The organism is Erwinia rhapontici (assembly GCF_012271765.1).
GTDB lineage: Bacteria > Pseudomonadota > Gammaproteobacteria > Enterobacterales > Enterobacteriaceae > Erwinia > Erwinia rhapontici.
Window position 1 is genome coordinate 183,682 of the sequence record NZ_VRKO01000014.1, and the last position, 12,823, is coordinate 196,504.

Here is a 12,823-nt window from a genome sequence, read left to right on the forward strand (position 1 = left end):
TTCTTTTCACTACTCAAAATAATAACTTACCTACACCTACAGGAATCCATCCATGAACGTGAATAAAATCGCACTGTTGATTGGTGCTCTTGCACTGGCACCCGCTTCCCAGGCAAAAGATCTGCGTATCGGTGTTGCACTGGCGAACTTCGATCTTAACTTTGTCTCCATTCTGCGTACGCAGATGGCGAAAGAGATGGAAAAAGAGAAGATCCAGGGACAGTTTGAAGATGCTAAAGGTGATATCGCGGTACAGGTACAGCAGGTTGAGAACTTTATTAACCAGGGCGTGGACGCCATCATCCTCAATCCGGTGGATACCCAGGGAGTAAAACCGATGATGGAGGCGGCAAAACGCGCCAATATTCCGCTGATTTTTGTTAACCGTAAACCGGAAGTCGAACTGAGCGGAAAGATGGCTTATGTTGGCTCCGATTCGCTGCTGGGCGGGCGCATGGAGATGGAAGCGCTGGCGAAAAAAATGAACTACAAAGGGAATGTCGCCATTCTGATGGGCGCCCTGTCGGCAGAAGAAGCACGTCAGCGCACCAAAGCCACGGAAGATGTCATCGCCAAATATAAAGAGATGAAAGTGGTTGAGAAGCAGTCTGCCCAGTGGATGCGTAACGAAGCCGTGGATGTCACTTCCGGCTGGTTGCTGTCCGGCAATAAGATCGATGCGATTGCTGCCAACAACGATGAGATGGCGATTGGCGCGATTATGGCGCTGAATCAGAGCGGTAAGAAAGATATCCTGGTCGCCGGGATCGATGGCACCCCGGATGCGCTGCAATTTATTAAAAACGGCAAGCTGGCATTAACCGTTTTCCAGGATGCCGCAGGCCAGGGTAAAGGCGCGGTTACCATGGCAAAACAGGTCATTGACGGCAAAAATGGCGACAAGTTTATGTGGATCCCGTATCAGGTGATCACCAAAGATAACTACGAAGCCTTTGTCAGCAAAAACGTGAAATAATTCCCGCCGGGCCCTGGCCCCCAGGGCCCGCTAGACACCTTCCTGACTATTTTCCATTCCGTGATGAAAAAAGTGTGATCTCAGTGGCATTTTCTTTTCGATATGCATACTATTTCGCCACTGAGCCTATTCCTTAGTGGCTCAACAATACCTTCCCTGTTTTCTGCTGAGAATGTTGGACATGCATCTTGATTAGTCGCCGTCGGTTCATCCTGGGCACCGGCGCGTTTATGCTTGCCATGAGCACCGATAAGCTGTTCGCCCGTCAGGACTTTTTCCCGCTATGGCCGGACGAACCGCCAGGCGGCGGCGGCCCGACGGGAGCGCTGCGCATTTCTGCGAATGGATCGTGGTCAAACATTGTCAGCCCGGGCATTCAGCGCTTTGTGCCGGAGAATCCTAACGGTAAGGCGGTACTGATCGCCGCTGGCGGTGGCTATCGCTGGATTGGCATGGGCCGGGAAGGGTGGCCGGTGGCGCGCTGGCTGAACAGCAAAGGCTATACCGCCTATGTGCTCAGCTATCGTCTGCCGGGTGAACACTGGCAGGATGGCAACCGCGTGGCGTTTCAGGATGCACAGCGGGCGATTCGCCTGGTGCGTTCAATGGAAAACAATGTGCACCTGCTCGGCTTCTCGGCCGGTGGACATATGCTGGGTCTGGCGGCGGCGCGCCCGGATTATGCGTCCTATGCTCCGCAGGATGCGATTGACCAGATTGTCCCCAAAGCTGATAGCGTGGGGCTGATTTACCCGGTGATCACCCTCGAACCCCCTTACACGCACACCAATACGCATCTGTCGCTGGTGGGCAATCATCCGTCCCCGGCGGAAGAGGCCAACTGGTCAGTACAGAACTATGTCACCCGTGCTTACCCGCCCTTGTTCCTCGCTCAGGCGGAAGATGACCGTACCTCAGACCCGGAAAACAGCGTGATCATGCACGATATCTGCCGCAAGGCCGGGGTTTCGGTGCAGATGATCCGTATTTCGCAGGGGGGGCATGGTTTTGGCCTTGGCAAGGCAGGAACGCCTGCCGCCATCTGGGATGAGGCCTATGCCGTGTGGCTGGCGGCGCGCAGCTGATGCGGGTCAGGCATGCCTGACCCCTACGTATTACCCTGCAAAGTAGGGGCGGGGCATGCTGACCCCTACGTATTACCCTGCAAAGTAGGGGCGGGGCATGCTGACCCCTACGTATGACCCTGCAAAGTAGGGGCGGGGCATGCTGACCCCTACGTATTACCCTGCAAAGTGTAGGGGCGGGGCATGCCCCGCCTGCGATAATATCACCGCTGCAAAAACGCCAGCAGATCCTGATTTAACTGATCCTGATGGGTCACAGCAAAGCCGTGCGGCGCGTCGTCGTACACTTTCAGCTCCGATCCGGGGATCATCGCGGCAGCCAGTTTACCGGTGGCTTCAAACGGCACAATCTGGTCGTTACTGCCGTGGATCACCAGCGTTGGCACGGTCACTTTCGCGATATCGCCACGGAAATCAGTCTCTTCAAACGCCGTCACGCAGTCAATAGTGCCTTTCAGCGACGCCAGCAGCGCGATATTCAGCGTCTGGGCCAGCACGCCGTCGGAAATTGTTTGCCCGGCGTTAATGCCGTAGAACGGCGTGGCAAAGTCTTTGATAAACTGCGCACGATCCTTGCGTAATCCATCACGAATACCGTCAAATACCGCTTTTTCTACCCCTTCAGGATGGTCGTCTGTCTTACCGAAGATCGGCGTCACCGCCCCCAGTAGCACCAGTGCGCTGACGCGCTCACTGCCGTAGCGGCCGATATAGCGCGACACATCGCCGCCGCCCATTGAAAAGCCCACCAGCGTAATGTCATGCAGATCAAGATGCTGGATCAGATCGTTGATGTCTGACGCAAAGGTATCGTAGTTGTACCCTTCCCACGGCTGGTCAGAGCGGCCAAAGCCACGGCGGTCAAAGGCGATAACGCGGTAGCCGCGTTCGGCAAGGAAATTCATCTGACTGTCCCACATATCGGCATCCAGCGGCCAGCCGTGGCTGAACAGGACCGGCTTACCCGTGCCCCAGTCTTTGAAATAAATTTGCGTGCCGTCCTGCGTAGTGAATGTGCTCATTTCTGTTTCCTCGAAGGTGGATGGATGACGTGATGTTGTGACTAACAAAAAAATCTTAACGAGTTGCCCAGTTCTTTCCGCTATCAGCAAATTCTAGTCGCCATTAGTCTTGTTTCCAGCAGCGAAACACTCGCTCACTACATCGCTTACTGATAACGAAAAGAGGAATTGACCATGTCTACATTCGACCTGCTGGACCCACAGAACACGTACGACGACGTGATGGATCGAGTGCGTGAGCACAGCGGTGCGTACGGCATGGGCGAACAGGCGGCTGCTGCACTTCGTCCTGGAGCCTGACCATGAAGACAACGTCATCCGGTGCTTTTGCGCCGCTTAAGCAAGGGCTGTTTGCGGTGATCTGGGCCGCGACCATCCTCGGCAATACCGGCAGTTTTATGCGCGATGTTGCCAGTTCATGGCTGGTGACCGGGCTGTCATCTAACCCGGCGGCTGTCGCACTGATGCAGACTGCCGCCACCTTACCGATTTTCCTGCTGGCAATCCCGGCCGGGGTGCTGTCCGATATTCTTGATCGCCGTCGCCTGCTGATTTTTGTCCAGCTGCTGCTGGCCAGCGTCAGCGGTACGCTGCTGATCCTCTCGCATAATAATCTGCTGACCGTCGAGTATCTGGTGGCACTGACCTTTATTGGCGGTATCGGCGCTGCGCTGATGGGCCCGGCCTGGCAGGCGATTGTGCCGGAGCTGGTGCCTCGTCCGCAGTTGAAGAATGCGGTGGCGCTTAACTCGCTGGGGATCAATATCGCCCGTGCAGTGGGCCCGGCAACCGGCGGTCTGCTGCTGGCAGCACTCGGTGCCTGGGCAGCCTACGGGGCGGATGTCCTGAGCTATGTGTTCGTTATCGCTGCGCTGATCTGGTGGAAGCGGCCGCATAAAGCGAAAAATGAGCTGTCTGAACATTTCTTCGGGGCGTTCCGTGCGGGCATTCGCTACGTCAAAGCCAGCCGTGAATTGCACCGGGTGCTGGTGCGCACCGCGATTTACTTCTTTTTTGCCAGCGCCATTTGGGCACTGCTGCCGTTGGTGGCGCGTCATTTGTTACAGGGCAGCGCCGGGTTTTACGGCACGCTGCTGGGCGCGGTTGGTATCGGGGCGATTACCGGGGCGCTGCTGCTGCCTGTCCTGCGTCAGCGGATGAACGTTGACGGGTTAATGCTGCTGTCGGCGGGGCTTTCCGCGCTGGTGATGGTGGTCATTGCCCTGCTGCCGATCAAAGCGCTGGCTCTGCCGCTAATGGTGCTGCTGGGCATCAGCTGGATTATTGCGCTGACCTCACTGAACGGTGTGGCGCAGGCGGTGCTGCCCGACTGGGTGCGGGGTCGCGGTCTGGCGGTCTATCTGATGATTTTCAACGGTGCTATGGCCGCAGGCAGCCTGTTCTGGGGGCTGGTGGCACAGGAAACCGGCCTGGTGGGAACCCTGCTGATTGCCGCTCTGGCGCTGACGCTTTCCGCGCTGTTGTGTCTGCGCCTTAAACTTCCGGCAGGCGAGGCTGACCTGCAACCGTCCGGTCACTGGGATCAGCCCGCGTTAGAAACACCCGTCACGGCAGATCGTGGCCCGGTGATGATTCAGATTGAGTACCAGGTCGCACCCGAAGATCGTCCGGCGTTTCTGGCAGAGATTAAAAACCTGTCGCTTACCCGCCGCCGTGATGGGGCTTACGCCTGGGGCATTGCCGAGCACAGCCACGATGCCACCACGCTGATCGAGTGGTTCCTGGTGGAGTCCTGGCATGAGCATCTGCGTCAGCATCAGCGCGTCTCCCATGCCGATGCGGATTTACAAAGCAGCGTGACCCGTTTCCATCAGGGAGAGGAAAAACCGTTGGTCAGGCACTTTATTTCGCTGGGCTGAAGGGCAGTGATCTCGCAGCGATCAACGAACAGCGCAGGCTCCCACTCCCCACCGACAGAGTCGATATGACTGACTGCATGATAATCATCCCTCCAGGGCCGTTATTGCGGCCCTTTTGTTACGTCTTGTTCGTATTATCCTGCTGGCACTCTAACGCCTGCATCAGCTGAGAGAGAGACGCATCAAGACTCGCCAGCACCTCCGCGGGCAACACCGATAGCATCTGACGTTCGTTCTCAACATGCGGCCCCACGGCGCGTTCAATCAGTTCCAGCCCCTCGGGTGTGAGCTGCACCAGGGTGCTGCGTGCATCTTGCTGGCTGGCTGTACGCATTATCAGCCCCCGGGTTTCCAGCCGCTTCAGGCGGTGGGTCATGGTGCCCGATGTCACCATCAATGTGGAGAATAGTGCGGTCGGGCTGAGGCAATAAGGTGCGCCAGAACGACGCAACGTGGCCAGCATATCGAACTCCCAGCTCACTAAATCAAAGCGGGCAAAACCCACTTCCAACTGCTGCTCAAGCAGGATGGCACAACGCTTTATTCGTCCGATCGGCCCCATCGGGCTGGCATCCAGATCGGGGCGTTCGCGCCGCCATTGTTCGAGAATGATATCGACCGCATCACGCGGCGTTGGAGGGGTTCGATTATTCATTTGTCTTGACTTCAAGATAGTTGATCAACAGAATCATAATATCTTGAATTGAAGGTAATGTCATGAACACTACACCCTCTTTGCGCTACTGGCGCGATGTCTTGCTGACCGCCCTGGCGCCTGCCATCTGGGGCTCCACCTATATTGTGACCTCTGAACTTCTGCCACCCGATCGGCCATTCACCGCGGCATTAATCCGCGTGTTGCCCGCAGGCCTGTTGCTGCTGCTTTTCACGCGACAGATGCCCGCCCGGCGTGACGTGTGGCGGTTGATCGTGCTCAGTGCCTTAAACATTGGTGTCTTCCAGGCTCTGCTGTTTGTCGCGGCCTATCGCCTGCCCGGTGGCCTGGCTGCGGTGCTGGGCGCTATCCAGCCGTTGCTGGTGATGGTGCTGGTCTGGGCGGTGGATCGCCGATCACCGGCACAAGCCACACTGTGGTCCGCGGTGGCGGGAGTGGTGGGAATGGCCGTGTTGCTGCTCTCGCCACAGACGGTGTTCGAACCCCTCGGCATGGCAGCGGCATTCCTGGGCGCCGCCTGCATGGCGACAGGTGTCTGGCTGACGCGCCGCTGGCGAGTGGATCTCCCCGTGCTGTCGCTCACCGGCTGGCAGTTAGTGATTGGTGGGTTGATGCTGGCGCCCGTGGCGTGGCAGGTCGATGCGCCACTGCCGGAACTGACTCTGACGCAGTGGGCCGCCTACAGCTATCTCAGCCTGGCCGGGGCACTGCTCGCCTATTCACTCTGGTTCCGCGGTGTGGCCCGTTTGCCGACGGTGGCCGTGGCTTCGTTAGGTTTACTTAGCCCGCTGGCTGCCGTGGTACTGGGCTGGGCGTTACTGGGGCAATCCATCACCGGTACGGCGTTACTGGGGCTGGTTGTCGTGCTGGCGAGCGTATTTGCCGTGCAGTGGACAACCACACGCGCCCGCTAAGAGCGGCAAAGGCTGATGCCCGGGTGACCCCGGGCGCAGTATTCACTCCGCGGCATACACGCTGCGAATACCCTCGAAGTTCTGGAGCCGCTCACGCCACCACATGGCCGCATTCCCGGTGGCGCTGTCGCTCCAGGCCAGAAATGCCTGGTCACGCCGGGTTTCACTGTCCAGCTGGCGTTCGACCAGCGCGCCGCTTTCCAGATGCGGGGCCGCCAGATAGCGCGGGAGATAGCCGCAGCCCAGCCCGTCCACCTGTGCCTGCAGTTTATCGCTGAAACTGTGCACGCTGAGAATCGGCTGCTCATCCAGTACGCGTAAATCGGTGCCTTCGGCATGGCGTGAGCTGTCGTGGACCACTACCGCGCGGTACTGGCGGATCTGCTCGCGCAATAATGGGGCAGGCAGCGCCGCCAGCGGGTGATGGGGCGCAATGGCGAAGGCATATTCCAGCCAGCCAACCGGCACACAGCTGACACCGCTGTGGCGCACCGGTTCCTGAACCGCGCCGAATACAATATCGGCCAGCCCATAACTCAGCGCCTCCCAGCAGCCCGCCAGCACATCCTGGCGGAACAGCAACTGAGTATGATGATGCTCCTGATAAAACGCATCAATCAGGCCAGAGAGCAGGGAAAACGGCACCGAAGCATCAAGGCTGATCGTGAGCTTACTTTCCCAGCCGCTTTCCACATACTGCGCCTGCTGCTCAAGCTCCCCCACGGCGCGCAAAAGAATGCGACCTTTTTCCAGCATTAAGCGCCCGGTGGGGGTAAATGTTGCACGATGACCGGAGCGATCCAGCAGCGTGATATTCAAATCGCTTTCCATCTTTTGCACCGTGTAACTCAGCGCAGAGGCGGTTTTAAACAGCCTGGCCGCCGCTGCGGCAAAGGTTCCGTGTCGGTCCAGTGCATCCAGAATCAGCAGCGCTTCAAGGTTTAATCGCATGGTTTTCCCCAAACCCAAAATTTGTTTAACAACAACCTCAATTCTTTCCGTTATCAACCCGGGCGGCCATTTCGTATTGTGTTAACACGCAAGACAAACCCGAAACCTGAAACGTAAAAGGAATAAAAAAATGTCTAAATTCGACCTGCTGGACCCACAGAACTCCACCCTGATTTTCATCGACCATCAGCCGCAGATGTCCTTCGGTGTTGCCAACATCGATCGTCAGCAGCTTAAAAATAACACCGTTGCTTTGGCAAAAGCAGGAAAGATTTTTAACGTGCCGACGATTTACACCTCGGTGGAAACCGAAAGCTTCAGCGGCTATATCTGGCCGGAGCTGCTGGCAGTGCACCCGGAGTCTACGCCGATTGAGCGTACCTCGATGAACTCCTGGGAAGATGAAGCGTTCGTGAAGGCAGTGAAGGCCACCGGGCGTAAGAAGCTGATTATCTCGGCCCTGTGGACCGAAGTGTGCCTGACTTTCCCGGCGCTGATGGCGATGAAAGAGGGCTTCGAAGTTTACGTGGTGACCGATACGTCCGGCGGCACCAGCGTGGATGCGCACGAGCGCTCTATCGACCGTATGGTGCAGGCGGGCGCGATCCCGGTGACCTGGCAGCAGGTGTTGCTGGAGTACCAGCGCGACTGGTCACGTAAAGAGACGTACGACGACGTGATGGATCTGGTGCGCGAGCACAGCGGAGCGTACGGCATGGGCGTGGATTACGCCTACACGATGGTACACAACGCCCCGGCCCGCAAAGCCTGATGGCCTGGCCCCCCTGGCGGGGGGCATTAAGGAGAACGTCGTGGATTACCCCCATCAGCCTGAACACATTACCCTGGTGATTACGCATCGCCTGCTGCCCGCGAAGCAAGACGACTATCAACGCTGGCTGGAAACTATTTTACCGCAGGCGGCGCTGTTCCCCGGTCATCTTGGCGTGAATGTACTGCGCCCGGTACACGGTGAAATGACCTGGACGATACTGGTCAGATTCGACAACCTGGATAATCTTTATCAGTGGCTTAACTCGCCACAGCGGGCGGCGCGTGTGGGAGAGCTGGCGGGGATGCTGGCGGGGCAGGAGCATATTGAGATGCGCCCCGGGGCGGCGTTCTGGTTTACCCCGGCCGAGCCGGGACGGGCAGCACCGAAACAGTGGAAACAGTTTCTGGTGACGCTGGTGGTGATTTTTCCCTCCACTAATCTGGTTCCCTGGTTTTGGGGGGCGTTGCTGCCCGCCAGTAAAGGAACGCTGTGGGGACACTTTCTTAACGATGCCTGCGTGGTTGGCCTGGTGGTATATCTGTGGATGCCGGCGATAACGCGCTTATTAAACGACTGGTTGTCCCCGCGCGGGAAAACCAGCCTGGAGAGTAATGATGAATAATGCCTCATTGATTCTGACCAACGGTAAATTCCATACGGTTGACCGTGAAAACCCACTGGCGACGGCGGTAGCGATTAAAGAGGGTAAGTTCCTGGCCGTAGGCAGCGAAGCAGAAGTGATGCAGTTTGCCGGGAATGACACAAAGCGGGTGGATCTGAAAGGCCACACCGGGATCCCGGGGCTGAACGACTCGCATCTGCATTTGATCCGCGGCGGGCTGAACTACAACCTTGAGCTGCGCTGGGAAGGCGTGCCGTCGCTGGCCGATGCTTTACGTATGCTGAAAGAGCAGGCGCTGCGTACGCCAAATCCACAGTGGGTGCGTGTGGTCGGTGGCTGGAACGAGTTCCAGTTTGCCGAGCGCCGTATGCCAACGCTGGATGAAATCAATGAAGCCGCACCGGACACGCCGGTCTTTATTCTGCACCTCTACGATCGTGCGCTGCTGAACCGTGCCGCCCTGCGTGTGGTGGGTTATACCAAAGATACGCCAAACCCACCGGGCGGCGAGATCCAGCGCGACGGTAACGGCAACCCGACCGGGATGCTGATTGCCCGTCCTAACGCGATGCTGCTGTACTCCACGCTGGCAAAAGGGCCGAAGCTGCCGCTGGAACAGCAGGTGAACTCCACCCGTCAGTTTATGCGCGAGCTGAACCGTCTGGGCCTGACCAGCGCCATTGATGCAGGCGGCGGTTTCCAGAACTACCCGGATGATTACGAGGTGATCAGCGAACTGCACGAGAAAAAGCAGCTGACGGTACGCATTGCCTACAACCTGTTTACTCAGCGACCGGGTCACGAGCTGGAAGATTTTGAACGCTGGACCGATATGCTGAAACCGGGGCAGGGCACAGACTTTTATCGCCATAACGGCGCGGGCGAGATGCTGGTGTTCTCGGCCGCTGACTTTGAAGACTTTCTGGAGCCGCGTCCGGACCTGGCACCCGGAATGGAAGATGAGCTGGAGCGTGTGGTACGTCACCTGGTCGAACACCGCTGGCCGTTCCGTCTGCACGCCACCTATAACGAATCGATCAGCCGTATGCTGAACGTGTTCGAGAAGGTTAACCGGGAGATTCCGTTCAACGGTCTGCACTGGATTTTTGACCACGCAGAGACCATTACCGAAGCCAATATCGAGCGGGTTAAAGCGCTGGGCGGCGGGATTGCGGTCCAGCATCGCATGGCGTTTCAGGGCGAATATTTTGCCGAGCGCTACGGTCATGAAGCGGTGAAGCAAACGCCTCCTGTGGCGAAAATGCTGGAAGCGGGGGTGCCGGTTGGTCTGGGCACGGATGCCACCCGAGTGGCCAGTTACAACCCGTGGACGGCGCTCTACTGGCTGGTGTCTGGCCGCACCGTGGGCGGTATGGCGATGTATGACGTCAATGCTCGTCTGGACCGTGAAACGGCGCTGATGCTGTGGACGCAGGGCAGCGCCTGGTTTTCCAGCGAGCAGGGCAAAAAAGGGCAGATCAAAGTGGGGCAACTGGCTGACCTGGCAATCCTGTCACAGGATTATTTCAGCGTGCACGAAGAGGCGATCAAAAGCATTGAGTCGGTGCTGACCGTGGTGAATGGCGACGTGGTGTATGCCGCAGGCAGTTTCAGCCCGTTGTCACCGCCGCTGATACCGGTCTTGCCGGAATGGTCTCCGGTCGTGACCACACCAGGCCATTACCGCAGTGCGCCACCGCTGGCGAATGGTCGCGTGGCCTTTGCCTCACAGCCGCACCAGTGCAGCGGACCTTGTGGTGTGCACAGTCATTCGCATGATGTCGCGCGCCGTTCCAGCGTGCCGGTATCCGATGACAATGCCTTCTGGGGGGCGCTGGGCTGTTCCTGCTTTGCGTTCTGATCGCAGGGGGTCAGGCATGCCTGACCCCTACATTGACCTGCTAATCACAGGTTCCTGTCACGGGCTTAGGGCACACTCAGTGCACGAATCACCGGGTCGCGATAGTTCTCATCAATCCTGATGCCTGCCGCGCGCAGTCGTGCTTCCTGCTGCGCACGCTGTGTGGCCATCTTTTTCAGTAATGCAGGCAGCAGGGTTTTCCAGCGGTGGCGATCCTCATACTTGAAGTAATCCTGGTACGTCTGTTCCTCACTACGGAACGCCAGGGTGAACAGATAAGTGCCGCGCTCGGCGGGCGCGGTTTTACTGTTCTCACGCTGTGCGCTGAGGGTCAGGTATTCGTTACCACGATAAAAATACCAGTCCGCTAAAAACGGCAGTGCCAGCCACTGGGCGTTATTGAGGTGGGATGACGGATCGTTAAACGGTGTCGAAAGGCTGGAAGCGGTCATCACCTGTTCAATCCGCATGGCATTAGCCACTTCAGACCCCGGAAGACGCGGTTCATTCTGGGTGATAAAACGCTGCCAACCGGCAGCCTGAAGGCGGCCGACCAGTTGATAGAACCACACCCTGCTATCCGCCAGCAGGCTGTCTTCCGGCAGGCCGAGAGGGTAAATATTGATTTCATCAAAACGATCGTGGTTCTCTTTGTAGACCGGGGCGGAAAAAGAGAACACACCATTGATGGTGAAAGAGCGATCGCCGCCGAGGATCAGATTGAGGGTATTGCCGCTTTTCGAGGGCTTGGTGAAATTATACCAGCACATCGTGTCATCGCAGTCGCGGGTGAGATCCTTGCCTAATGCCGCCTGCATCGGTTCGATACTGTCGCCCAGCCACACCTTTACGGTGCGGGTCACTGGCGTACTGGCGTTATCACACCCCGACAGTAGCACCAGCAGAAAAAGCAGTAACGATTTCACTGTCCAGCCTCCCTGTCTGATCATCAGCGCTGCTCTAGTTTCAGCAGTTTTAACAGCTCTTTGTCATTGAGATGAAACGCCAGTTTTTCAGGTAAGGGGCGTTCAAAGTCGCGTAGGCCACTCAATTCATAGAAAAAATTGTTGCTGTAGAATGCATTAATCGCGGCCAGCTCTGGCATGAGATCCAGCATCGGGGTGGCGGTGTTGTAGCCCGATCGCACCCGGGCCAGCGACTCGAGGGGGGAACTGCAGGCGGCACATCCCAGATTCACCCCTTTTGCCCACAGTCGGTAAGCGTCTAAACGATGTCCCTGCATCCATGCCAGCTTGCCAAGGCTGGCATACGCCGGGGCATAACCCTGTTTAACGGCACATTCCAGCATCGCTTTGCCGATCGGATGCAACTCTCTGGCCTGCGGAACAATGGTCCCACCGGCCAGGTCCATCGCCTGCGGGCTGCCGTGATCGACCGCCGCTGACAGCAGCGTATACATGGTGTTGTAATCACGGCCATAAAGTGAGGCGGCATAGTCAGACATGGCGATGGGGATACCCTGTTGAATCATCTTTTGCAGGGTGGCACTGGCCTGTGTTGCGGCCTCAGGGGTGGCCGGATAACGCAGTGTCCAGAGAGTATCAAGGTAAACCGCCTTCCAACTGCCGGCCTTCACCGCGGCTGCCAGCAGGTCTTCGCGTTTTTTACGATTCCCGGCATCCAGCCAGAAGTTATTCACCGGGTCGCCCTTTGCTGCATAGTCCACCAACTGGCGGAAGGCCGCGGCTGCCGCGGGGCTTTCCTTCGGCGTGGCGTCCTCCTCCGTGCGGCAGACAAATTTTTTATCTTTAAATTCTGCCAGCAAATGCGGTTCAGGGGAGAGTTGATCCGAACTGCCATAGACGGGGGGCAAGTGATTGAAGTCTTCTAATGATTTTGCCGATGCGCTGGCACAGAACGCAAGCAGGCCGGAAAACACCAAAGCAGAAAGCGAAACGAGTTTCATTGAGTCCCTTTAAGCGGGCCTGGCGTATTGGCTGGCCCGTCAGAATACGCGACACTGCACGCAAAATGGCAATAATCCATTAGAGCATTGTTCGACTCAGGGGGCTATCAGACCCATAAAAAAACAGGCCAGCA

13 protein-coding genes are annotated in these 12,823 nt (G+C 57.5%); 8 read left to right on the forward strand and 5 right to left on the reverse strand.

Translation table 11 applies throughout. The features are described from left to right. Positions 1–52: 52 nt before the first annotated feature. Both FVB43_RS14495 and FVB43_RS14500 read left to right on the forward strand, forming a co-directional pair. Positions 53–976 (forward strand): substrate-binding domain-containing protein, encoded by a 924-nt coding sequence (locus FVB43_RS14495; protein WP_159337734.1) that lies wholly within the window; start codon positions 53–55, stop codon positions 974–976. Positions 977–1,206: 230 nt separating this feature from the next. After that, positions 1,207–2,061, forward strand: coding sequence for an alpha/beta hydrolase (locus FVB43_RS14500; RefSeq protein ID WP_159337736.1), 855 nt, complete (start codon positions 1,207–1,209; stop codon positions 2,059–2,061). Between the two features lie 203 nt (positions 2,062–2,264). Here FVB43_RS14500 and FVB43_RS14505 read toward each other — a convergent pair whose 3' ends face one another. Further along, positions 2,265–3,083, reverse strand: a complete 819-nt coding sequence (locus FVB43_RS14505) for an alpha/beta fold hydrolase (protein WP_167864219.1) — start codon at positions 3,081–3,083, stop codon at positions 2,265–2,267. Positions 3,084–3,257: 174 nt separating this feature from the next. Between FVB43_RS14505 and FVB43_RS24760 the strand changes: the two genes are divergently transcribed. Beyond that, positions 3,258–3,383 (forward strand): hypothetical protein, encoded by a 126-nt coding sequence (locus tag FVB43_RS24760; protein WP_259152251.1) that lies wholly within the window; start codon positions 3,258–3,260, stop codon positions 3,381–3,383. Between the two features lie 2 nt (positions 3,384–3,385). Then, positions 3,386–4,963, forward strand: coding sequence for an MFS transporter (locus FVB43_RS14510; protein WP_133844413.1), 1,578 nt, complete (start codon positions 3,386–3,388; stop codon positions 4,961–4,963). Between the two features lie 118 nt (positions 4,964–5,081). On the opposite strand, the gene FVB43_RS14515 is transcribed toward FVB43_RS14510, so the two are convergent. Beyond that, a complete protein-coding gene (locus FVB43_RS14515; protein WP_133844411.1) occupies positions 5,082–5,618 on the reverse strand; it encodes a MarR family winged helix-turn-helix transcriptional regulator in 537 nt (178 codons plus the stop codon). Positions 5,619–5,680: 62 nt separating this feature from the next. Here FVB43_RS14515 and FVB43_RS14520 point away from each other — a divergent pair, with 62 nt between their 5' ends. Beyond that, positions 5,681–6,553, forward strand: a complete 873-nt coding sequence (locus tag FVB43_RS14520) for an EamA family transporter (protein WP_133844409.1) — start codon at positions 5,681–5,683, stop codon at positions 6,551–6,553. Positions 6,554–6,595: 42 nt separating this feature from the next. On the opposite strand, the gene FVB43_RS14525 is transcribed toward FVB43_RS14520, so the two are convergent. Then, positions 6,596–7,504 carry a LysR family transcriptional regulator gene (locus tag FVB43_RS14525; RefSeq protein WP_133844407.1) on the reverse strand — a complete coding sequence of 303 codons (909 nt, stop codon included), beginning with the start codon at positions 7,502–7,504 and terminating at the stop codon, positions 6,596–6,598. A gap of 130 nt (positions 7,505–7,634) precedes the next feature. Here FVB43_RS14525 and FVB43_RS14530 point away from each other — a divergent pair, with 130 nt between their 5' ends. The 3 genes from FVB43_RS14530 to FVB43_RS14540 are packed head-to-tail and all read left to right on the forward strand — an operon-like array spanning position 7,635 to position 10,762. Next, positions 7,635–8,276, forward strand: coding sequence for a hydrolase (locus FVB43_RS14530; RefSeq protein WP_133844405.1), 642 nt, complete (start codon positions 7,635–7,637; stop codon positions 8,274–8,276). A gap of 40 nt (positions 8,277–8,316) precedes the next feature. Further along, positions 8,317–8,901, forward strand: coding sequence for an antibiotic biosynthesis monooxygenase (locus FVB43_RS14535; protein WP_133844403.1), 585 nt, complete (start codon positions 8,317–8,319; stop codon positions 8,899–8,901). Further along, positions 8,891–10,762, forward strand: a complete 1,872-nt coding sequence (locus FVB43_RS14540) for an amidohydrolase (RefSeq protein ID WP_197931292.1) — start codon at positions 8,891–8,893, stop codon at positions 10,760–10,762. Before FVB43_RS14535 ends, FVB43_RS14540 begins: the two co-directional genes overlap by 11 nt. 65 nt (positions 10,763–10,827) lie before the next feature. Here the strand turns inward: FVB43_RS14540 and FVB43_RS14545 are convergent, their stop codons facing one another. Then, a complete protein-coding gene (locus tag FVB43_RS14545) occupies positions 10,828–11,688 on the reverse strand; it encodes a hypothetical protein (protein ID WP_167864220.1) in 861 nt (286 codons plus the stop codon). A 23-nt stretch (positions 11,689–11,711) separates the two neighbouring features. After that, entirely contained in the window at positions 11,712–12,689 is a 978-nt protein-coding gene (locus FVB43_RS14550) for a hypothetical protein (protein WP_167864221.1), read from the reverse strand. Between the last annotated feature and the right edge of the window lie 134 nt (positions 12,690–12,823).